We start from the raw sequence: 23006 nt of genomic DNA, 5'->3' as shown, positions 1-23006 counted from the left end.
TTGTTCTATGCAGTCCGAATACCAATAACAACGGAGATTCATAGATGGCTCGTACACCTTTGCTCAGCCGCTTGCAGGCGCTTAGTCACCTTGCCGGCAGCACCCCTGACACCACGGATTTCCACCAGGCACTAGCGTTGCAGCGTTCGCGCCGTGAGGTGCTGAAGGCCGCCGGAATTGCTGGCGTGGTACTGGCCGGCGCCGGCCTTCCGAATTTCTCCAAGGCAGCACCGAGCGGCGGCTCGGGCAGTATCAATGTGGCGGTGATCGGCGCCGGGTTGGCCGGCCTGAGCTGCGCTTATGAGCTGAAGAAAAGCGGTGTCAGCGCGACCGTCTTCGAGGCGTCCACCCGGCTGGGCGGGCGTTGCTTCAGCAACCGCAGCACCTTCCCCGGGCAAATCGCCGAGAACGGCGGCGAGCTGATCGATGGCTACCACGTGGAAACCCTGAAGCTGGCCAAGGAGCTGGGCCTGCCGGTGGATGACCTGCTGGCCTACGACAAGGCCCAAGGCGGCGAGGATATCTACTTCTTCGAGGGCCAGCGGTACAGCGTAGAAGAGGCCTTTGCCGACTTCCAAACGATCCAGGCGCAGCTCGCCAGCGAGGTCAAGGCCGCACCTTTCCCGACCTTGTGGAACAGCTATACCGCGCGCGGCCTGGTGCTGGACAAGATGAGCATCACCGAGTGGATCAATCACTACGTGCCCGGCGGCATCACCTCGCGCCTCGGCCGCTTGCTGGATGTCGCCTACGAGATCGAATACGGCGCGGCGTGCAGAGAGCAAAGCGCGCTCAACCTGATTTATCTGCTTGGCTACTCCAGCAAACGGAAATTGGAAATGTTCGGCGAGTCCGATGAGCGCTACCACATCCGTGGCGGCAACGACCAATTGGTCAGTGGCATGGCCAGCCGCCTCAGCGATGGCCAGATCAACCTCGGCCATGAGCTGACGCGTATCAGCCTCAATCCCGACGCTACCTACAGCCTCGACTTCAACACCAGCAAGGGCCCGCGACAAGTGATCGCCCAGCGGGTTGTGATGGCCATTCCCTTCAGCATCCTGCGCAGCAGCGTGGACTACTCCGCGGCCGGCTTCGACGCGCGCAAACGCCTGGCCATTGGCAGCATGCCAATGGGCAACAGCAGCAAGTTCCAGCTGCAGTTCCGCCAGCGCATCTGGCGCCAGCAGAACAGCAATGGCTCCAGCTACTCGGACACCGGATATCAGGACACCTGGGAGGTCACCCGTGGCCAGGCGGGCAGCGAAGGCGTACTGAACAACTTCACCGGCGGCGCGACTGCGGTCGCAATGAACAATGCTTCGCTGGACATCAAGGCGGCGCAATTCCTCGGCCAGTTGGAGCGAGTGCTGCCGGGCATCACCAACGAATGGAATGGCCGGGCGATCCTCAATTACTGGCCAGGCTACCGTTGGACGAAGGGTGCATACGGCTACTACGCGCCAGGTAACTACACGGCCTTTGTCGGCTATGAAGGCACTCGACAAGGTAACTGCCACTTCTGCGGCGAGCACACCTCGATTGAATCCCAGGGCTACCTCAACGGCGCGGTGGAAACCGGCCAACGCTGCGCCACAGAGATCCTGGCGGACATCAAGGCCATGCAGGTCGCCTGAGTTGATCGCCCGTTTGGTGAAGGAGGCCTGCCGACGATTGCGTCCCTGATGACTGTGCCGGAAGCGAGATGAGACTCCACCCATGAGCCTTTCAATCTGTTCAGGTGGCTTGGCGTCTCGCTTCCGCCATGTCTGGCCCTCCGCCCACCCGTGTCGGCTTCTGCACCGTTCTCTATTCTTCCGTGGCGGCCTCTCACAGCTCCCGGAGTCCTTCCCGAACCTCCCAAAAGATTAGCCAGACGGCCTGGTTGAGCGCGTTATTGGTGAGGACCGTTTGTGCGAAAGCCAGTGATCACCAAGCCGTCATTTCGCTCAAACGGTTTCGCGACAACTGACAGCTCCCCCGCCGAGCTGGCCAAAGGCGACCGTCTCCCTCCCCCCGCAAAAACTGACCCAGATCAATGGCACTCAAGATCCTGCATCGGCGGCAGGGGACCTGACATGAACTGCGAAGAACCTGTCGCCAAATGAATGGTCGCCTTCCCCCCCTCCATCCCTAGATTCCTCCTCGCGGTCTGAGTTAAGGGCCCCGCTTCCCAGTAGCTCGCCCGACCGAACAAAAATCGCCAGAGGAGAACAACAAGATGCGCGTAGAACAACTTACTTGCAGTATCGGGGCCGAGCTTATCGGCGTGAACCTAGCGGATGCGGCCTACGATGACGGTCTTTTCGCCGAAATCCGCCAGCTTCTGCTCCAGCACAAGGTGCTGTTCCTGCGTGATCAGGACATCAGCCGTGCCGAGCACGTGGCCTTCGCCCGCCGCTTCGGCGAGCTGGAAGATCACCCAGTGGCTGGCAGCGATCCGGCGAATCCTGGCCTGGTCCGTATCTACAAGGACCCGGACCAGCCCAACGACCGCTACGAGAACGCCTGGCACACCGACGCCACCTGGCGCGATGCGCCGCCCATGGGCTGCGTGCTGCGCTGCGTGGAAGGTCCGTCGGTAGGCGGTGACACCATGTGGGCGAACATGGCACTGGCCTACGAGAAGCTGCCCCAGGACGTGAAGCGGCGCATCGAGGGTCTGCGCGCCCGCCACAGCATCGAGGCGAGCTTCGGTGCGGCCATGCCCATGGAGAAGCGCCTGGCGCTGAAGGCGATGTACCCGGACCCCGAGCACCCGGTGGTGCGCACCCACCCGGAAACCGGCGAGAAGGTGCTGTTCGTGAATGCCTTCGCCACCCACTTCACCAACTTCCACACGCCTGAGCGCGTGCGCTACGGCCAGGACTACAGCATGGGTGGCAGCGACCTGATGCGCTATCTGGTCAGCCAGGCCTACAACCCGGAATACCAGGTCCGCTGGCGCTGGAAGAAGAACAGCATGGCCATCTGGGACAACCGCTCCACCCAACATTACGCCGTGATGGATTACCCGCCCTGCGTTCGCAAGATGGAACGCGCCGGAATCATCGGCGACAAGCCCTTCTGATCCTCCCGAACCGCACAACAACCACTAGATCGCCGATCTCAGGAGTCGCTCATGAACTTCATCGATGGTTCCCTGTTTGTCGAAAACATGGAAAAACTGGTCATCACCGCCGCCCCCTATGGCCCGGAGTGGATGCCGTCCGACTTCCTGGAAGACATCCCGGTGAGCATGGAGGCGCAGATCCAGAAAGCCGTGGACTGCTACAACGCCGGCGCCACCGTGCTGCACGTCCACGTACGAGAGGAAGACGGCAAGGGCTCCAAGCGCCTGTCCAAGTTCAACGAGCTGCTGGCGGGCATCCGCGAAGCCTGCCCGGGGATCATTCTTCAGGTCGGCGGCTCGATTTCCTTTGCCCCCGAAAACGACGGCGACGTTGCCAAGTGGCTGTCCGACGACACTCGCCACATGCTGGCCGAGCTGACCCCGACCCCGGATCAGGTGACCATCGCGATCAATACCAACCAGATGAACGTCTGCGAGCAGATGACCGCCGCCGACATTCGCGGCACTTCGCTGGAAGACCCGGTGATGCTCAAGGCCTACCAGGAAATGACCATCCCCGCCGGTCCTGCCTGGGTCGAGGAACACATTCGCCGCCTTTCCGCCAATGGCATACAGACTCACTTCCAGCTGGCCAATATCACCCAACTCAATACCGTCGAGCGCATGATGCGCCGTGGCGCGTGCAACGTTCCGCTAATCCTCACCTGGGTGGCCATCGGCGGCGGCTTCGACTCGCCAAACCCGTACGACCTGGCCAACTTCGTGCGTGCCTGCCCGGATGGCTCGGTGCTGACGCTGGAGACCAGCATGCGCAATGTGCTGCCACTGAACATGATGGCCATCGCTCTCGGCCTCCATGTGCGCTGCGGCATCGAGGACAACATCTGGAACCAGCGCCAGACCGCCAAGATGACGACCGTGGAGCAGATCGAACAGCTGGTGCGCATTTCCCGCGAGTTCGGTCGTGAAGTGGCCAATGGTGAGGAAGCCCGCAAGATCTACAAGATCGGGACCTTCTACAAGGACGCCGACGAGACCCTGGCGAGGAACGGCTTCGCGCCCAACCGCAAACCAGGTCAGGTCGGCTTCACGCAGCACACCTGATGCGCCGGTCGGTCAGCAACGCAACTGGCCGACCATTTCTCGCGGCGCGCTGCCATAAATGGCAGCGCGCGTTGGATGCGATGCCTCGGTCGCCGCTCCGCTTCCCACCTATCTCCGCAGCGTAGGATGGGTTGAGCCTGCGATACCCATGCTGTTCACCCGGATTGGCACTGAGTCAAGCGAAGCCAACGAATCGTTCTTCAGATTGCTGTCTGTAAGGCCCGGGGCCATTCCTTAGAAGTGGTACGCCCCGGAAATGATGACGGCGTATGGATGCTCGGTCTCCCCCACGACACGCCCACGCACGGCAGACGGCCCGGTATCCACAGGCGACTCGCCAAAGTCCACCAGATGCAGGTTGAACTCCACCGCCTTGCCATTGCCATGATCGACCTGGACCCCAGCGCCTATTCCCCACATGCGGTCCAGCGGCATGGCCAGTGTTCGTTTGCTGTCATCGACTGGCGCCTGCACGTAGAAGGTGTCGAGGGTGTAACGCAGGCCGCCGTTGGCGGGAAAACCGTAGCCCAGGGTACCGGCCCAGAAGTTGTTGAAGCCACTGTCTTCCACGTCGATCGTTTCGCCATCCAGCGACACCGAGTTGGTACCGAACCGGGAGAACTCCACCCAGGCGAGGTCCGCAACGATGAACGCCCCGGAGTCCAGTTCGTGATAGATGCCGCCGATGATGCGCTGAGGCATGACCTGCTCGACCTCGATCTTGTCGCCCAGGACGCCCCGTTCGAGTAATCCGCCAATCACTGGACCCGTGTTGCGGAACTTGAGGTCGCCATCGATATCCGTCTTGGATTCGCTTGTGTACACCAGGCCGAATCGGGTTTTCGCCGTCATTTCCCACAACAGCGAGAGACTGAAGTTGGTCCCGACGCCATCGAGGTTGGCCTCGAGCTTTCCATCGGCAGCGCCGGGTACGAGCGTGTTGATGGCAACCTCAGACTGCGACGAGATGTAGTTGATACCCACGGAAGCACCGATCGACCATTGCTCGTTGATTCGCCAGGACAACGCAGGCGTCACGGCGACATAGACCAGCGAGTAACTGTCGGTGTAGTAGCGGCCAGCCCAGTCGGAACCGTACTCGGAGCCAAATCCGGACGGAATGGTCAACGAGATGCCTCCATGGAGGGACTCGGTGAACGGCCGAACGTAATAGGCCTGCGGAATCATCACCGGGTTGAGGTCGTTATCGGGATCTCCCCCGTTGGTAGTGGTCTGCCCCTCGTCCACCTCGAACGTGCCCAAACCGGTGGCCTGCATCAGGCTGATCGATGCAGAAGGCTTGTGCAGCCTGGACATGCCGGCCGGGTTGTCGCTGGCGGTTTCAGCGCTGTCGGCACTGGCGGCGATGCCCGCAAATCCCGCCGAGCCGGCAAAGACGGACGACGTGCACAGGGAAACCAGTACGCCGGCCAACACCCGGAACGATGCACTTTCCATGGAGCCCCCTTGGTCAGTCTGAAGTTGGTGCGCAAAGCTGCGCCTGCCTCACTGCCGATGTTTATGAGTACATCTCGTGACAGAGATAAATCGGACGCAGTGCGATGGTTGATTCTCCTGCCGCCTGCAGATGGCCTTTGCCAGTTCGGAATTACATGCCGAAGCCTAGTCAGAGGAGTTGGAGACGCAACTTGAAGGGAGGAAAATCTGCGGATCAGGGGCGTTTTCCGCTTCTGACAAGGCAATCCCGTGAAATGCAAAAGCCCGCCAAAGAGGCGGGCTTTCGTGCAACGACGCCAAGGATCAGTCGTTGTGTTTGTGTTTGTGCTTGTGTTTATGTTTGTGGCTGGCCTTGTGATTATCGTGGTGATCATCGTCGTCGTCGGCCAGGTTGTTGCCGATAGCACTGCCAGCAGCCCCGCCCAGACCGGCGCCGATTGCGCCACCGGTGGAGCCCCCTACCTTATTGCCGATCACCTGGCCGCCGGCCGCACCGAGACCACCGCCGATCGCTGCTTCGGTCTTCTTGCCATCCTTCGCACTCACCGCCCCGCCTGCTGCGCCGCCCAGACCGGCACCGATCGCAGCGCCAGTGCTTCCGCCGACGGCCTGGCCAACGACACTCCCCACGGCCCCGCCGATGCCGCCGCCCACCGCGGTATTGGTCGTTTCATCGGCGGCTACGTACTGCGAAGCCAGAATGCTGAGGGCAAGTGCCGAGAGTGATTTACGCATCTTTCGAACCTCGAGTTGGAAACGGGATCAGACAATTCTGTCGGAAGGGAAACAGGCAGACAATGCAAGTTCGGCCATTCATGGACCTGAGTCAAAAATCCATTTACTAACGCTACCGGCTATCGAGCAAAGTCGAGCCACATCGAGCGGTAGAAAAAGGTTTCGCTTGGGCGTTCATGTCCAAATTGATAGTGGCTCCCCGCGACAACAACCTTCGGAACCCGTTGGAAGCCAGGAAGTGAACTCCCTGGCTCCCGTGAAACTCAGCTTCGGATGAAGGCGAGCAGATCGGCGTTGATGGTGTCGGCGTTGATGGTGGGCATGCCGTGTGAGAACCCCGGATAGATCTTCAGGGTGCTGTTCTTGAGCAGCTTCGCCGACAACACGCCGGTGTTCTCATAAGGCACGATCTGGTCGTCGTCGCCATGCAGCACCAGGACGGGGATGGTGATGCTCTTGAGGTCTTCGGTGAAGTCGGTCTGGGAGAAGGCGACGATGCCATCGTAATGCGCCTTGGCGCTGCCCATCATGCCCTGCCGCCACCAGTTCTGGATGATGCCCTCCGACGGCGTGGCACCTGGTCGGTTGTAGCCATAGAAGGGACCGGCCGGGACATCCCGAAAGAACTGCGCGCGGTTGGCGGCCAACTGGGCCTGCAGGCCGTCGAAGACATCCTTGGGAAGACCATCGGGATTGCTCGCACTCTTCACCATCAGCGGCGGCACCGCACTGATGAGGGCGGCTTTGGCAACGGGGTCTTCACGATGCCGTGCAATGTAGCGAACGACCTCGCCACCGCCTGTAGAGTGGCCGGCATGGACGGCGCCCTGCACGCCGAGGTGGTTCACGACCGCTGCCGTGTCATCGGCGTAATGATCCATGTCGTGGCCATCCCAGACCTGGCTGGAGCGGCCATGACCGCGTCGATCGTGGGCCACTACGCGAAAGCCCTGGGCCAGGAAGAACAGCATCTGCGCATCCCAGTCGTCCGAGCTGAGCGGCCAGCCGTGATGGAAGTAGATCACCTGCGCATCGCGCGGTCCCCAGTCCTTGTAGAAGATCTCGACTCCATCCTTCGTTGTGACGTATCCCATGTTCGCTTCTCCTGTCTGATGTGGAGGTCTGCAATTGGAGATGCGCTCGCCAATCGGTACCGCGCATGGCGGGCGATGCCTGGAAAATGCGGCTGGCGTTGCCGTTGAGTCGCTTGGCCGCTATTGGACTCTAGGATTAAAGTAAGCTTTAAGGTCAATGATTCTGCCGAGGTGCAGCGTGAGAATTGGTGAACTGGCGAAACTCAGCGGCCTGGCGGCCTCTCGCATCCGCTTCTACGAGTCCAGTGGACTGATCACTTCGGTTGATCGCAAGGCCAACGGCTATCGCGATTACGGGCAGGACGCGGTGCTCATCCTGGAGATCATTACCGGGGCCCAGGCCGCAGGCTTTTCGCTGGAGGAAATCCGCAATCTCCTGCCAATCGGACAGAACAATTGGCAGCATGGGGAACTGCTGGACAGTCTCAAGCGCAAGGTGGCCGAGATCGAGGCCATGCAAGCGCGTCTGGAGCAGAACAAGGCGCAGTTGCTGGTCACCATCGAAGTCATCGAGAGCAAGCCGGAAGGCATGCAGTGCGGGGAGAATACGCAGCGGGTACTGAATCGCCTCCGTAAGGAAGCGAATGGGCCAGCGGGTTCCCGTCAGCCGGTTCGAGAAGACTGAGGCAGTGTTTCCGAACAAGGTGAGTCAGGCCGCGAGGGCCTGACTTTGAAGGCCGTAGCGACTACTCGCTGTCCAGCATCGATTGCAGGGGTTCGGGTGCATAGAGCGCGCTTTGGAACTGCGGCACGTACTCGTACTTCATCATCTTCCCCAGATCCAGGGACTTCATGAAGGTGGAAAGGCTGCCGCCATTCAGCGTGAGATTGACCGACTCGGCGCTCGTGCTGGAAGCGTGGCTCAATTGCCGGGATACCGCATAGCCGTAGGTCAACCCGCCCTTCTTATCGATGTTCGTGAAGCTGTTGGTCACCAACTCCACTTCAGATGAAGGCGCATCCAGCTTCTCTCCCTCGAAGACCACGTCAACCTTGCCTGTTTCGTTATCGACGATCTCGAAGGTCACGGACTTGTCACTCTCCCGGCGGTTGATACCCGTCAGCCACTTCGGCAAGTTGTAGCCGACCACGCCTCGTACCCGTGCAAGTTCGGTATTCACCGGAAGTTTCAGCACGTACCCCCAGAAATCCCCGGACAGCGACTGACCGACCAGCGAGACCGGGCCGAGGTTCGATGATCCTGGCTTGCTGGTGACGATGGACAGGGCGATTTCGTTGTAGCTGTCGTTGTCGCAGTACTCGTAGGAGTAAGCGGTAAGGGCGACAAGCCCCCTGCCCGGCCAGACCTGCAGCGGCTGGACCTTCTCCAGGACTTCAGCAGGCATCAACGCTCTGAGCTTGCCGATGTCCGCCGTGTAGACCGCGGTGATCCGGTTGTTCTGGTAATAGAAATTGGGTGAGTAGGATTCGAATCCCATGTCGACCTTGGTTTTCGTGAGCCCCCTGAACCAGCTCAGGTCGACGCCAGGGGCTTCTGATTCGATGGTGGCGAGCGGAGGATTGGAGCGGAAGCGGTCATACAGACCACCGGCGACGACAGGAACTTCATGGCCCCCGACGTTGATCATCACGCTTCTCGCTTCCTTGGCGTCGGGCGAACTTCCCGCCAGTGCGAAGGCCGAAACGGTACCCATGAATATCCCCGCCACTGCCGCAAAACTGCCTCGTTTCATCTGCTGACTCTCCGCTAAGTACGTTATGCCGTTGTTCCCTGTGGAACCCGCAAAGAGAACGCTAACGTTTAACTTAACTTTAAGGTCAAGCATTTCCATGGGGACATCGAGTTCCCTTGCAGGCTTGTTCGCACCTCCGGCCTTGCCTAATCTCGCTGCACCTTGCGAACAGAAGATCACCATGGATTTCTTCAAGTACCACGCTGCCAGTAACGATTACCTGGTTCATGCAGGCGAGCTCCCTTTCGCTCTTTCGCCGGCGGAAATCTCGCGGACCTGTGATCGACACAGGGGACTCGGATCGGACGGCATTCTTGTCCCGGTGCTCACACAGGGCGAAATGCCCAGCGTGATCATCTACAACACCGACGGTTCCCAAGCGGAGAAAAGCGGCAATGGACTGCGAATTTTCTGCCGCTACCTCTGGGATTGCGGCCACGTTGCGGCAGGCGAATTCCAGGTTCATACGGCCGGGGGAGTGGTGTCGTGCCAGGTCCTGGATGAAGGCCGCAACGTTGCCATTCGCATGGGGCGGGCGCAGTTCCCGGACAGGAACGCCCTGGAGGTGAATGTGCAGGGACGCGAGCTGCGGCTGAATCCGGTCTCCATGGGCAATCCGCATTGTGTGATTTTCATGGATCAACCCGATGAACAAACCGCGCGCTCCTTGGGGCCGGTCATCGAGCATCTCGAGCCCTTCCCCAATCGCACCAATGTGCAGTTCGTGAAAGTGATCGACCGCCACAACCTGGAAGTCCGCATCTGGGAGCGAGGCGTTGGCTATACGCTGTCCTCGGGTACCAGCAGCTGTGCTGCAGCAGCGGTCAGCCGGCGGCTGGGACTCGTGGAGCCGCAGGTGAATGTCCATATGCCCGGTGGACTGATCCAGATCGTGCTGGATGAGAACTTCGAGGTCCTGATGCGAGGGCCGGTGCGCCGCGTAGGCCGCTACAGCCTGGACGAAGAGTCTTTCAGCTGAGCCTTGCCCTTCCCGTGCTCGTCAGGAAGCAGCGCCATGAACAGGAACCGTGAACTGGACGGTCGCACCGCGGGGCTCGTTTGCGCTCGCCCACAATTGGCCGCCATGGGCGTCGATGATCGAGCGGCAAATCGACAAGCCCATGCCCAGCCCAGCGGACTTCGTGGTGTAGAACGGTGCGAAGATCTGCTCTGGCTCCGAGGCGAATCCCGGACCTGAATCGCTCACCGCCACCCGCACGTAACCGCCATCGTCCTCGACCGTGCTGATGACGAGCTGCCGCCCTCCATCCCCGACGTCGCTCATCGCTTCCAGTGCATTGATGATCAGATTGAGGAGTACCTGTTGCAGTTCGACACGGTCGCCCTCGATGCGCGGCAGGCCCTCTGCCAGTTGCAGCTTCACCAGGGCCTTGCCCTTGGTGGCCTGGCCGCGGGTGAATTCCACCATTTCGAGGATCGCCTCGTTGAGGTCCATCGGTAGCTTCTGGGAAGGCGCCTTCCGCAACAGCTCACGGATGCGCCCGATGACATCCGCCGCCCGGTTGCCATCCTTGATGATTCGCCCAATCGTGTTTCCGACTTCGCCGAGGTCGGGTGATGGGGCACCGAGTAGCCGCTGGGCGACCTGGGCATTGAGGATGGTCGCTGCGATGGGTTGATTGACTTCGTGGGCGATGGTGGCCGTCAGCTGACCCATGGTGGCGACGCGGTTGGCGTGTGCCAGTTCCGTCTGCACTTCGCGGTAGCGCCGCTCGCTCCCACGAACCTGTTCTTCGGCCTGCTTGCGTTCGGTCAGGTCCAGCACGAACGCGACCCCTTCCTTCCGGCTCCCTTCGAAGGAAGCCAGGCCGACGACCACTGGCACACGGCTGCCATCTTTCCTGATGTATTCCTTTTCATAGGGTTGCGCCCTCCCCGTCTGCAACGCACTCGCCAGGGAGCGTTCACTGATCGCCATGAACTCCGGCGGCGTCAGGTCCCGCCAGCGCAGGAGGCCCGCCAACAGATCCTCGCGCGCATAGCCGATGATGCGGAGAAAGGCATCATTGGCATCGATCAGGCCGCCACTGGCGTTCCAGACCACGATGCCGATGATGTTGGCATCCACCAGGCGCCGGATCTTCGCTTCGCGCTCCGCCACTTCGCGGTACAGGCGAGCGTTCTCCAGGGAAATCGCGGCTTGCGAGGCAACCAGCTTCAGCACGGCGATGCGCGTCGGGCTGAATACGCGGGCCGTGAGGTTGTTTTCCAGGTAAAGGGCACCGATGAGCTTCGCCTGGTTCATCAGCGGCAGGCAGAGAATCGAGCGGCAGTGGCGCGTGCGGATGTAGGTGTCCGCAGCAACGCCGGGGTCGGCAGAGGCATCATCCAGCACGATGCTCTCGTGGGCGCGCAGGACATGGAAAAGGATCGACTCCGGCAGCATCTCCGCGCTCACCGGTATGTCGCGAAGTTGCAGCTCGGCGGCCTCGCCTCCCATGGTCGCTTCTGCCGCTATGCGTGCCTCGCCGGCGTCCGACAGCACCAGTAACCCACGTTCCGCGCCGGCCTGTTCAATGGCCGTCCGCATGACCATGTCGATCAATCTTTCCAGGACGATTTCACTGGAAGCCGCCTGCGACACCTTGATCACGGTCGCGAGGTCCAGGTGCTCCACCGACGTGGCAATGGTGCTCGTCGGGCCAGGGGCCGGGTCGTCCGCCTTCAGGAACGGATGCGCCTGCTCGAGCTGCTGTACCTTGCCCATCGCCCCCCAGCGCAGGTAGGCATAGCGGGCATCCTGCAGGTACAGGCGGGCGATCTTGTGGAAGCCAGCCGATGCGTAGAACTGCGCCGCGAGCTCATTGGCCAACGCTTCGATCTGGTCGAAACCGCTTTCCTGCGCCGACTGGATGGCCTGTTCATAGAGCAGCTCGGCGTCCACGCGGCGGCCTTCTATGCGGGCGATTTCAGCGCTCACCAGCAGGGCGCGGCTGGCGAAGTTCTCGGCACAGAGCGCTACCCAGCTTTGCAGCTGTTGCTGGTGCGCGATCAGCTCATGCAGATGCTGTTGGCGATCACCAACCGGGATGCTGTCGCACAGCGCTGCTCTGGCCAGCGCGGCGTAGAAGAAGTGCTCGGCTTCCTCGATGAAGGAATGAGACGCCCAGAGCACCTCTTGCGCCTTCGACGCCGCTTCCATGGCGGCCTCGATGTCTCCTGCCAGGTAGCGCGCTTGCAGTTTCCGCACCCAATGCCAGCACGCGAGCACCCGCGAGACGTCCGCTATGCGCTCCTCGGCCAGGCGCTCATTGAAGTGCTCATCATCCAGGCAACCAAAGATGGGAGTGAGGCCCCTCAGCGAGCGGATCAGCGCAAGCTGGTTTTCAATGAAGCCGATGGCGAGTCCGAAACGGATCTTGCGGGCATAGGCCAGCCCCCGCTCGGCCTCCTCTTGAAGTTCGGGTAATCGCTCACCGGCGAACAGCAGGTTCGAGACAAGACAGTTGCGCGAGAAGGCGCCAAACGGCAGGTCACCAATTCGGTTAGCCGTGGCAAACACTCGCTGCAACTGCTCCGAACAGCTCCGTATGGGCTGCGCCCAGCGCGCCACGAAGACCGAGAAGCAGAAGTAGGTGCGCGCCTCGTAGCGCTGGAGACCCAGGCGCTCGACGAGCTTGCAGGCGAGTTCGCCGAATCGATAGCCGGCCTCATAGTCGCCGAAGCGCCGCCCGGTAATCCTGGGTACGGTGGCGTAGGCCACACACGAGGCATCGCAGTTGCCATGCTCGATGCTGAGCGTGATCGCCTTGCAGATCGTCAGGGAAGCCAGGTTCGAATTCGCATGCAAGGCGGGTGACGTCAGCTTGACCAGCGCCTCGACGGTCGCAAGAGCAATAGCGTCCTCCATCAGTGGCAGGTCGATGAGCTCTTCGATCGGGCGGCCGGCGAGACTGGTCCAGATGCGCTCATACTCACCGCGCACCACCTCATCCGCAGGCGTGGGTGACCATTCGATGCCCACATGCCGCAGGTAATCGAGGCACACCGAGACCGCGCGACTGCTCTGGTTCAGCAGCAGGCACACATCCATTCGCACGCACGCCACCCTGGCCCATTCGACCGGACCGGCGACACGGTGGGTCAGGGCCGCCAGGCGTTCGTCGGCAATGATCAATTGGCCGGTGAGGAACTCGCATTCGGCGCGATTCAGTTCCAGTGCGAAAGCCAGCTCATGTCGGCGCTCCCAGGACACTTCATCCAGTAGCTCGGCACCGGCCGCGAGATAAGTGAGCGCCGAAGCGAATGTCGTCGCGGCCTTGGCCCGCCGCCCGGCCAGAAGGTTGATCTCGGCGAGTTGCTCCCGCTCTTCGCGGTCCGTGATCAACCCGGCACCACGATTGAGTTGGCCGGCGATCTCGAAAATCGCCTCCTCCCAATCTTCTTCCGGCGTCTGCTTGACGAGCATTCGGCCTATGCGCAGATGGGCTTCGGCTCGGGAAGTTTCGGCGATCAGCGAGTACGCGGCTTCGTGGATGCGGTCGTGCACGAAGGCATAGGCGCCATCCAGCCGCTCGACCAGTTCCTGGCGAATCGCCTCCCACAGCAAAGCCTGGAGCTGGGAGCGCCTGACACCGAGCACGGAAGCCAGCGTGTGGGTCTTCGCGACATTGCCCAGACAGGCCAGCTGCTGCAGTGCCTGCTGAGTTTCGGCAGGCAAGCGGCTCAGCTTTTCCACCATCAGGTCAACGACGTTATCCGTGTAGCCCTTGGTGTGGATTCGCCCGGCGTCCCAAAGCCACTGCTCCCTCTCGTGATCGAAGGTCAGCAGCTCTCCGTCGACCAGGGCGTGGAGGAACTGGATGACGAAGAAGGGATTGCCGGCGGTCTTGTCGTGCATCAGCCGGGCCAGCGGTTCGACATGCTCCGGGCTGCAATGGAGCGATTCGGAAATCAACTGAGTGATGTGCGCCGTTGACAGGGGGGACAGGCTGATCTGCTCGATCCGGCCGCCAGCATTCCTGATGGCCTGGAGCTTGCCCGTCAGCGGGTGCAGCGCATCCACTTCGTTATCGCGATACGCGCCAATGAGCATCAGATGGCGGAGGTCCGAACTGGTCAGCAGTTCCTCCAGAAGATCGAGCGTCGCCGTATCGAGCCATTGCAGGTCATCGAGAAACAGCGCCAGGGGATGCTCGGCCTGGGCAAATACACCGATGAAACGCTGGAACACCAGCAGGAACCGGCGTTTTGCCTGGGGCGCGTCCAGCTCCGGCACGGGCGGTGGCTCGCCAATGATCAGTTTCAGTTCGGGGAGCAGATCGGTCATCAGCCGCGCATTGGGTTCCAGCGCGTCAGACAAGGCCGTGCGCCAGCGCGCCAGCTCGCTGTCGCGCTTGCCCAGGAGCGGACTCAGCAGGCTCTGGAACGCCTGAACCAGCGTCGAGTAAGGGATGTCGCGCTGGTACTGGTCGAACTTGCCCGACGCGAAGAGCCCGTGCTGCGCCAACAGCACCTTGTGCAGTTCGTTGACGACCGAGGACTTACCGATGCCGGAATAGCCGGAGAGCAGCACCAGTTCCGGCGAGTTGCTGTTGACGATGCGATCGAAGGCCGCAACCAGTGCCTCCACTTCGTGCTCCCGTCCGTACAGCTTCTCGGGGATCAGCAGCCGGTCAGGCGTGCCACGTTCATCCAGGGGAAACTCATCGATGCGACGCTGGCGCTGCCAGTCGGCCAGGCATTGGTGCAAGTCATGCTCCAGGCTGGCGGCAGTCTGGTAACGGTCTTCCGCGGTCTTCGCGAGGAGCTTCATCACGATGCGGGAAACCATGGCCGGAACGGTTGCCACCCGTTCATGGGGCGGAACAGCCTTGCGGGCGATGTGGCAATGAACCCATTCCATGGCATCGGCGGCCTGGAACGGCAAGGTTCCGGTCAGCATCTGGTAAAGCGTGACGCCAAGCGCATACAGGTCGCTGCGTGAATCGATCGAGCGGTTCATCCGGCCGGTCTGCTCCGGCGCCATGTAGGCCAGCGAGCCGGCGATGGTTTCCGGCGGTTCAGGCGCCTGCCGCTCCCGAGGCAGCCGCGAGGCCAGGCCGAATCCGCTGAGCCGGGCCTGGCCGTCGGTGCAGTTCACCAGGATATGCGCGGGCTTGAGGTCCTTATGGACAAGGCCGCGCTGGTGGAATCGGGACAATGCCCCGGCGATGTTCACGGCAAGATGCAGGAAATCCCCGGTCTCCATGGGGGCGGCGAGCAGTTCGGACAGCAGCTCGCCACCCGGGTCCGCGCACACCAGGCAAGGCCGGCCAGCTTCGCGCACCAGTTCCAGTGGGCGCACCGCCCAGGCGGCGTCCAGCTCGTCCTTCAGGCTGAATTCGTGGGTGAGGCGATCTAGGGCGGCAGGCGAAGGGTGTTCGGCGACCAGGCGGGCGATCAGAACGCTCTGTCCGCCCTCCTCGCCCAGGCGGAATTCCCGGCAGTAGGTGCGTTCACCATCGTCCCACAAGATCGACGAACGCTTGCCCATCGCCTATGTCATCGCCTGGAGGTTGTATGTCTGCCGCCGGCGCAAGGGCCAACCGCCCTTTCATGAGCCGGTCACTCATGTCCATATGGCTCGAGGGGAGGCTCGAGGGGAGGCTCGATTGACTGCGGGGCGTGCGGTGCAACCCGGTGCGGGATTTACTGCCCCGGGTGCCCTGATTGGCGGGCCGTCTGCTTCTTCTGTGCTGCAAAAAGGCTAGGTCAGAAATTAACCATCCAAGGTGAAATCTGATGAACAGGCCCGGCTGAGCGAGCGGAGAAATGCTTCTGGAAATTTCAGTGCAACGCTTTACCGCTGCTAGTGCTCCGCACCTGCCAGTTCAAAGCTAAGGGCAATGGCCACGGGCAGGTTAGCTGGCAGGTTGCGAACCCCGCATACCGAGCGCACATGGCCGGCCCGCTGCTCGAAGATGCTGGCCAGGAGTTCGGACGCGCCGTCCACCACCTGCGGGTGTGCCACGAAACCTTCGTCGCAGGCCACGTATGCCTCCAGGCGAATTACCTGTCGGATGCGTTCGAAGCTGCCCAGGTGCTGGTGCAACTGGGCGAGCGAATTGAGCACGGAAAGCCGGGCCGCGATGCGGCCCTCTTCAATCGAAAGTTCTCGCCCGAGCAATCCGGTCAGCATCGGTCGTCCATCAATCACCGGCCCTTGCATGGAAACGTGCAGCGTCGTTCCAGCCTCGACAACCGCCAGGTAGGCACCTAGCGGTTGTGGTGGTTTGGGCAGGCCGATGCCGAGCGCGACCAGGCGCTGCATCGCCGGATCAGCGATGCGCCCTTCCCCAGGCCGGATCATCATTCCGCCCAGGGCAGGAGGATGATGCTCCCGCGCGCCCGGTTGCTGGCGATGCGTTCGTGAGCATCCGCCGCACGGGACAACGGCAGGACGCTGTCGATCACCGGTTTGACCTTGCCTTCCTTGATGGGGTCGAGCCAGGCAGCGAAGTCTTCGATATCGCCGACCAGCGTTCCGCGCAGCTGCTTCTGGGTGAAGAAAAAGTTCCTGATGTCGAAGGTGACTTCGCTGCCCGCCATGAACCCCATGGCCACGATGATACCCATCGGCCGGACCGCCTCGATGGTCCGGGCCAGTACATCGCCACCCAGATTGTCGATCGCAACGTCGACGCCCTTCCCCTCCGTCCACTTGCCGAGTGCCTCGACGAAATCTTCTTCGTTGCTGTTGATGACCAGTTCGGCGCCCAGGCTGGCCGCAAGCGCGGCCGACGACTCGCTCTGAACGGTGACCGCCACGCGCGCTCCCAGCGCACGGGCTACCTGGATACTCATGATGCCGGTGCTGGAGGCCCCCGCATGGATGAGCACCCGATCACCCGCCTTCACTTCGCCGACGATCTGTACGGAGCGGATCGCGATGAGCAGGGCAACCGGCAGCGCAGCGATCTGCTCGACCGGCAGCCCGGTGGTGTCCCGAAGCAGCCAGCGCTCATTCACAACGATGTACTGCGCATAGGTCCCTGGCACGTGGATACCCGGAATGGCATAGCTGGCCGCGTTGGTGACGGGGCGAACCTGCGCTTCCGCCGCATCCAGCGGATAGCCCGGCATCGAGATTACCCGCTCGCCAACGCTGAAGCCGGTCACACCAGCGCCCAATTCCGCCACTTCGCCCACCGCATCAGAACCGAGGATGTGCGGGAAAGCCAGCTGGGGCGCAATCTGGCCAAGACGCACGTAGTGATCCAGACGGTTGATGCCGACAGCCAGCACCTTCACCAGGACCTCACCTGGACCGGGAACCGGCGTGGGTACGTCTTCGAGTCGGAGTTGTTCGGGGCCTCCAAAGGCATGGATGACAGCTGCTTTCATGGTGGTATCTCGCAATCAGGTTGAACGTGTTGGCAAGGCCGCTTCGGTAGGGAGTCTTGCGCTGACCGCTTGGCGGCTTTCAGTCGAAGTCACCAATCGGGTGATACCATCCTAATCACCGTATGATCCTTTATGTAAGTAGGCACTTTTCAGTGCCGTAGATACCAAACAGTTTCATAGACACCTTTTGGTAACCACAATGAACGCCACTACTGAACACGCCGAATCCGCATTCGTACTCAGGGAAAACTGCCCGCAGAGACGCATCCACTACATCCTCAATGGCAAGTGGACCTCCATGGTCATCTACGCGTTGAGCCACGGCGCGCTGCGGACCGGACAACTGGAGCGAACCCTCCCTGGCATTTCCAAGAAGATGCTCACGCAGACCTTGCGGGACGTGGAAAACAGCGGTCTGGTGCATCGCGAAGTGTTCAACGTCGTTCCTCCCCGGGTCGAGTATTCGCTGACCCCGCTGGGGGAAACCTTCGTCGAGCCACTGCGCGAGCTCTATGACTGGGCAGCGCGAAATTCCGCCGCACTGGATGAACTCGAGCGGAATCTGCAGAAAGCGGAATCGTCAGTTTCATAGCGCCGGCACGGCAATCTTATGCGCTGGCGGAAAGCTCACTTTGCTGACGGTGAACGACTTGCTTGACTCTCAATGCACAGCATTGACAAGCGCCTCTCGCCCGAGTGGAAACTCGCGGAGTACGACCGAACGCGGAGCAACGGCAATGCCCCATAGTCGAGATACGGTGTGAGGAAATATGCAGATGAGCGAAGTACTCCCGGCCAGTTCAAGCCAGCGGCCCTCCTCCGCCCTCGATGAGTTCTTCTTCGACGAGGTGGATGCCTGGGAGGCGGCCGTCGAGCGCAGTTGTGCGCCGTTGCGCATCACCTTGCAGCCCGAGCACAGGCTTAAGGCCACGCTGATCGAGCAGATGTTCGGTGAGCTGTACCTCAGTCGCGTGACATCGGTCAGCTGCCACTGCGCACACGACCGCGCGCACATCCGCCAGGGGACGGACGATGCCTTTCTCTACAGCCTGCAACTGCAGGGCGAAGGGCGTCTGATCCAGAGCGACCGCAGCGTAGTACTCAAACCCGGAGACGGTGCGCTTTACGATTGCACCCAGCCGTTTCGCTGGGAGTTCAGTGGCGACCTGCAACAGCTGGTCGTGCGCCTGCCCCGAGACCTGTTCCAGCGCTATGTGAAAGGCGCCGAAAGAATCACGGCCCTGCGTGTGGACGGTGGCCGTGGGGTAGGTCGCTTGCTGACGGGGCACTTGCGATCACTGCTCGATGAGCGCCATGCAATCCAGCCCGCGACCTTCCGTTTCATGGCCGGCAGCACCCTCGACCTGCTCGGCGGTGCCCTGAGCGAGTTGAGCGACCGAGCCCCCATCGCCGCGAGCAATCTGCAGACCTACCACCTCAACCGGGCCTATGCGTACATCGCCGAACATATCCGCCAGCCCGAGCTCTGCCCCGAGGCCATTGCCAGGGCGCTGGGCATCTCGGTGCGTTACCTCCACCAACTGTTCCAGGGCAGCGGTGCAACCGTTGCCCGGCATATCCAGGAAATGCGCCTGGACGGCTGTGCGCGCGACCTCGCAAACCTGCCCGCCGACACCTACTCCATCAGTTACCTGGCTTATTCCTGGGGCTTCGAAAACGCCGCCCACTTCAGCCGCACCTTCCGCAATCGCTTCCAACTAACTGCACGGGACTATCGAGCCCTGCACGCAAAGCAGCCCGCTCCCGCACTGCGCTGACAGTCAACAAAGCCGTTCCTCCACGGCGAAGAGCCCACTCCCGACCTTCCGTAGCATCCGGTTTGAGGGGAAGCCGCATATCCAGCGGCTTTCCCCGGTTCCAGTGCCCTTTCGGAGAGTCGTCTCATGTCGATCGATTTCACCCTGACAGATGCCCAGGCGGAGCTGAAAGCCGCCGCGCGCCGGTTCGCCCGGGAAACCCTGAGCCAGGTCAGGGAAGCCATCCACTACTTGCCCACCCCGGAAAGCCGCTTCCTGGCGACCCGCCCGTTCTATGAGGAATTGGTTCGCGAAGGATTCTTGCGCCGGTTGATCCCGCAACCCTTCGGCGGAGAAGGTGGCGGCATGGTCGACATGGCCATAGTCGCTGAAGAGTTCTACGCCGAAGACGCCAATGTCCCGCTGACGGCTTTCGCCAACCTACTGGGCCTGATGCCGATCTTCCTGGCCGGCACCCCGGAGCAGCAAAAGGCCTTCGTCGCGCCCTTCCTCGAATGCCGTGGTGCACCGCTGGCGGCGCTTGCATCCAGTGAGCCGGGCGGCAGCGCGAACTACCACTCCGATGCAGTGGGCGGCGGTGTTCGCACCCGTGCTCGCCTGGACGGCCAGCAGTGGGTTATCGACGGAGCCAAGCAATGGATCTCTGGCGCTTCGGGGTGGGACGGCAAGGGGGCTGACCTGCTTTGCGTCGTGTGCCGCACTGATGCCGGTGTAGCGCCGCAGAACGGCGTTTCCGTTCTCCTCGTACCGGGACCGGCCGCAGGTTTCCGGGTCAACCGCTATCACGAATCCCCAGGGCACCGAGGCCACCTGACATCCAACTTCACCCTGGATCAGGTGCGGGTTCCCGAAGGCAACATCGTCGGCGGCGTCGGCCAGGGACTTCAGGTGGTGGACGCCAGTTTCTCGGCTACCGCGGCCCTGGTCGGCGTCATGTCGCTTGGTGTCCTGCGCGCGGCGTTCGACTTCACCTTGCACTTCGCCAGGACCCAACGACGGGGTGGCCCTGTTCCCGTCATCGAACATCAGGCCGTGGGCTATGCATTGGCAGATGCCAAGGCATCCATCGAGGCCGTGCGCAGCCTCAGCTACCGGGCCTGCTTCGCACTCGACCAGCAAGCCCCCGAAGCCCTGGAACTCGCCCTGCACGCCAAGGTGTTCGGCTCGGAAACCGCCGTGCGGGTCATCACCGAGTTGATGCGCGTCGTCGGCATCGACAGCTACGACCACGCCACGTCGCCCCTTGCCTCGCTACTCCAGGATGCCCTCGCCTTTCCCCTGTTCGACGGCGGCAACATGGGCGTGCGTCGTCGCCAGCTTCACGAACTGATGAAGCAGGACGACTACGACTCCCTTTCCACGGTGTTCCACCTGTAGCACGCGCCACCAGCAGTCATTGACGTCGCCACTCAAAACAAATCCAAGAAAGGGAGTCGCAACAATGAAATCCAGCAACGCCCCCGCTCCAACCCCGCCTGCAAAACGGGTGAAACGCCTGATTCGCACCCTCCTGCTGCTGAGTGCCCTGTACGGTGCCAGTGCCAGCGCAGGTGTTATCCCCACCGACCCCGGCGATTACGTCGCCTTTCCCGCCGGCACCAACCTGGCCGTCCTCTACTACAACCATGCCGAACGCAACGACGTTTACCTGAACGGCCACAAGCAAGACACGCAAGGGTTCGGGCTGGACAACGACATCGCGGCATTTCGTGCCGTGCATTACGTCGAACTCGGACCGCTCCTGGCCGCACCGCAGGTCATAGTCCCGTTCGGCAGCCTGCGAATGAAAGGTGCTGCGGACGCAAGCGCCAGCGGCGTGGGCGATCCCCTCATCGGCAGCGCGTTCTGGCTCATCAATGATCCTGCGCGCAGACGCTACCTGTCGTTCGGCGCCTGGATCGCCCCTCCCCTCGGCAACTACGACGCTGACGATGGTCCGGTCAACATCGGTGAGAACCGCTGGAAAGGCGTTCTCCACACGTCTTACACCCAGCCGCTGTTCGGCAACCTCGCCGGGGAGGTCACCGCAGAGTGGGATTTCTTCGGCGAGAACGACGACTTCGCCGGAATGACCCGCAAACAGTCCCACATCTTCGAGCTGCAAACCCACCTTCGCTACGACTTCTCGCCAGGCAGCTTCGTCGGTGTGAGCTACTTCCACACGACAGGCGGCGAGAATCGTTTGAACGGCGTCGACCTCGACGACTCGCTCAATACCAAACGCTATCTGCTGTCGGTTGCCCATATGGTCGCTCCAACCGTGCAGCTGATGGGCCAGGTGGGCCAGGACCTGGAAGTTCGCAACGGCCCGAAGGAAGACTTTCGCGTCAATTTGCGCCTGGTCAAGATCTTCTGATTCCCCACTGTCCAGACAACCCGGCACTTCTGCCGATGGCGTTGCCTTGCCCGGAAAACGAGGCAACGTCCCTTCAACATCAAGAGGACCGAACATGAGCAAGGTTGAGATCCTGCCGCAGGTGGCGGCATTCCTGGAGCGCCGCCATGGCTGCTTCATCGATGGCCAGTGGGTGCTGCCGGAAGGCCCGACCACGAAGGTTGTGAATCCGGCCACGGGCGAGCCTATCGCCACCGTGCCGGATGTGTCGCTCGACTATGTCGACCAGGCCGTGCAGTCCGCTTTCCACGCCTTTGAATCAGGCGCGTGGTCCGGCCTGCGTCCGGCTGACCGCGAGCGCATCCTGCTGCGTTTCGCCGCCCTGGTGGAAGAGAACGCGGAAGAACTGGCCCAGTTGGAAACCCTGAGCCAGGGCAAGTCGATCAACATGTCGCGCATGCTGGACGTCGGCGCCACTGTCGAGTTCATGCGCTACATGGCCGGCTGGGCGACCAAGATCGAAGGCCAGACCATGGACGTGTCCATCCCGATCCCGCCGGGCTCGCGCTTCACCGCCTTCGCTCGTCGTGAGCCGGTGGGCGTGGTCGCTGGCATCGTGCCGTGGAACTTCCCGCTGATGATCACCACCTGGAAGGCCATGCCGGCGCTGGCCACCGGCTGCACCGTGGTCATCAAGCCCGCCAGCGAAACCCCGCTGACCGCCCTGCGCCTGGCCGAACTGGCCTTCGAAGCGGGCATCCCGGCCGGCGTGTTCAACGTCGTCACCGGCGGTGGCAGCACCGTGGGTAACGCCCTGGCGTCGCACCCGCTGATCAGCAAGGTGTCCTTCACCGGCTCCACCGCCGTGGGCAAGAGCGTCGGCGTGGCCTGCATGGAGAACATGACCCGCTTCGCCCTGGAGCTGGGTGGCAAGAACCCGATGATCCTGCTGGCCGATGCCGACGTGGAGAAGGCGGTGCAGGGCGCGCTGCTCGGCGGCCTGCTGAACAACGGTCAGGTCTGCGCCGCGGCCTCGCGCTTCTACGTGCACCAGTCCATCTACGAGCCCTTCGTCGAAGGCCTGGCCGCTGCGGTGAAGGGCCTGTCCATCGGTCCGGGCATGGACCAGGACGCGGCGATCAACCCGCTGGTCTCGCGCAAGCAGCAGCTGAATGTGCTCAAGCACATTGACCTGGCCCGCCAGGAAGGCGCCCGCGTGGTCGCCGGTGGCGAGCGCCTGGAAGGCGACGGCTTCTTCGTTCAGCCCACCGTGCTGGCCGACGTGAACCACGAGATGACCGTGTCGCGCGAGGAAGTCTTCGGCCCGGTGCTGTCGGTGATCCCCTTCACCGACGAGGACGCCATGATCGAACTGGCCAACGACAGCGT

17 protein-coding genes are annotated in these 23006 nt (G+C 62.0%); 10 read left to right on the top strand and 7 right to left on the bottom strand.

The window, feature by feature from the left end; translation table 11 throughout:
• Window positions 1-44 precede the first annotated feature (44 nt).
• From E8E95_RS12665 to E8E95_RS12655, 3 genes are all read left to right on the top strand, one after another.
• Window positions 45-1637: an NAD(P)/FAD-dependent oxidoreductase gene (locus E8E95_RS12665; RefSeq protein ID WP_280350591.1), complete on the top strand. Its 1593-nt coding sequence runs from the start codon at window positions 45-47 to the stop codon at window positions 1635-1637.
• A gap of 584 nt (window positions 1638-2221) precedes the next feature.
• The gene (locus E8E95_RS12660; RefSeq protein ID WP_280350589.1) at window positions 2222-3070 is read left to right on the top strand and encodes a TauD/TfdA family dioxygenase; all 849 of its coding nucleotides are present in this window, start codon (window positions 2222-2224) and stop codon (window positions 3068-3070) included.
• Window positions 3071-3121: 51 nt separating this feature from the next.
• The gene (locus E8E95_RS12655; RefSeq protein ID WP_280350587.1) at window positions 3122-4177 is read left to right on the top strand and encodes a 3-keto-5-aminohexanoate cleavage protein; all 1056 of its coding nucleotides are present in this window, start codon (window positions 3122-3124) and stop codon (window positions 4175-4177) included.
• A 234-nt stretch (window positions 4178-4411) separates the two neighbouring features.
• On the opposite strand, the gene E8E95_RS12650 is transcribed toward E8E95_RS12655, so the two are convergent.
• The 3 genes from E8E95_RS12650 to E8E95_RS12640 all read right to left on the bottom strand — a co-directional run bounded on the left by E8E95_RS12650 (window position 4412) and on the right by E8E95_RS12640 (window position 7464).
• The gene (locus tag E8E95_RS12650) at window positions 4412-5635 is read right to left on the bottom strand and encodes an outer membrane protein transport protein (RefSeq protein ID WP_280350586.1); all 1224 of its coding nucleotides are present in this window, start codon (window positions 5633-5635) and stop codon (window positions 4412-4414) included.
• A 303-nt stretch (window positions 5636-5938) separates the two neighbouring features.
• Window positions 5939-6370, bottom strand: coding sequence for a glycine zipper domain-containing protein (locus E8E95_RS12645; protein ID WP_280350583.1), 432 nt, complete (start codon window positions 6368-6370; stop codon window positions 5939-5941).
• Window positions 6371-6633: 263 nt separating this feature from the next.
• Entirely contained in the window at window positions 6634-7464 is an 831-nt protein-coding gene (locus E8E95_RS12640) for an alpha/beta hydrolase (protein ID WP_280350581.1), read from the bottom strand.
• A 178-nt stretch (window positions 7465-7642) separates the two neighbouring features.
• Here E8E95_RS12640 and E8E95_RS12635 point away from each other — a divergent pair, with 178 nt between their 5' ends.
• Window positions 7643-8089: a MerR family transcriptional regulator gene (locus E8E95_RS12635; protein WP_280350579.1), complete on the top strand. Its 447-nt coding sequence runs from the start codon at window positions 7643-7645 to the stop codon at window positions 8087-8089.
• Window positions 8090-8150: 61 nt separating this feature from the next.
• On the opposite strand, the gene E8E95_RS12630 is transcribed toward E8E95_RS12635, so the two are convergent.
• Window positions 8151-9158 (bottom strand): acetoacetate decarboxylase (ADC), encoded by a 1008-nt coding sequence (locus E8E95_RS12630; protein ID WP_280350764.1) that lies wholly within the window; start codon window positions 9156-9158, stop codon window positions 8151-8153.
• A 181-nt stretch (window positions 9159-9339) separates the two neighbouring features.
• Between E8E95_RS12630 and dapF the strand changes: the two genes are divergently transcribed.
• Window positions 9340-10137 (top strand): diaminopimelate epimerase, encoded by a 798-nt coding sequence (gene dapF / locus E8E95_RS12625; RefSeq protein WP_280350577.1) that lies wholly within the window; start codon window positions 9340-9342, stop codon window positions 10135-10137.
• A gap of 21 nt (window positions 10138-10158) precedes the next feature.
• On the opposite strand, the gene E8E95_RS12620 is transcribed toward dapF, so the two are convergent.
• From E8E95_RS12620 to E8E95_RS12610, 3 genes are all read right to left on the bottom strand, one after another.
• Complete coding sequence (locus E8E95_RS12620; protein ID WP_280350575.1) at window positions 10159-15654, bottom strand: trifunctional serine/threonine-protein kinase/ATP-binding protein/sensor histidine kinase; 5496 nt, start codon at window positions 15652-15654, stop codon at window positions 10159-10161.
• 315 nt (window positions 15655-15969) lie between these two features.
• Complete coding sequence (locus E8E95_RS12615; RefSeq protein WP_280350573.1) at window positions 15970-16431, bottom strand: RidA family protein; 462 nt, start codon at window positions 16429-16431, stop codon at window positions 15970-15972.
• A gap of 38 nt (window positions 16432-16469) precedes the next feature.
• Window positions 16470-17504 (bottom strand): zinc-binding dehydrogenase, encoded by a 1035-nt coding sequence (locus tag E8E95_RS12610; RefSeq protein ID WP_280350571.1) that lies wholly within the window; start codon window positions 17502-17504, stop codon window positions 16470-16472.
• Window positions 17505-17703: 199 nt separating this feature from the next.
• Between E8E95_RS12610 and E8E95_RS12605 the strand changes: the two genes are divergently transcribed.
• The 5 genes from E8E95_RS12605 to E8E95_RS12585 all read left to right on the top strand — a co-directional run.
• A complete protein-coding gene (locus tag E8E95_RS12605) occupies window positions 17704-18096 on the top strand; it encodes a helix-turn-helix domain-containing protein (protein WP_179058607.1) in 393 nt (130 codons plus the stop codon).
• A gap of 184 nt (window positions 18097-18280) precedes the next feature.
• Window positions 18281-19282, top strand: coding sequence for a helix-turn-helix domain-containing protein (locus E8E95_RS12600; protein ID WP_280350569.1), 1002 nt, complete (start codon window positions 18281-18283; stop codon window positions 19280-19282).
• A 126-nt stretch (window positions 19283-19408) separates the two neighbouring features.
• On the top strand, window positions 19409-20659 hold the full coding sequence (locus E8E95_RS12595; RefSeq protein WP_280350567.1) for an acyl-CoA dehydrogenase: 1251 nt from the start codon (window positions 19409-19411) through the stop codon (window positions 20657-20659).
• A 64-nt stretch (window positions 20660-20723) separates the two neighbouring features.
• Window positions 20724-21638 (top strand): transporter, encoded by a 915-nt coding sequence (locus tag E8E95_RS12590; protein WP_280350565.1) that lies wholly within the window; start codon window positions 20724-20726, stop codon window positions 21636-21638.
• Window positions 21639-21732: 94 nt separating this feature from the next.
• The coding region (locus tag E8E95_RS12585; protein WP_280350563.1) for an aldehyde dehydrogenase family protein at window positions 21733-23006 on the top strand (1274 nt) is incomplete at its 3' end.

The organism is Pseudomonas sp. BN414 (assembly GCF_029871275.1).
GTDB lineage: Bacteria > Pseudomonadota > Gammaproteobacteria > Pseudomonadales > Pseudomonadaceae > Metapseudomonas > Metapseudomonas resinovorans_C.
The sequence above is the reverse complement of the archived record's forward strand: the minus strand, read 5'-3'. Positions and strand labels throughout refer to the sequence as shown.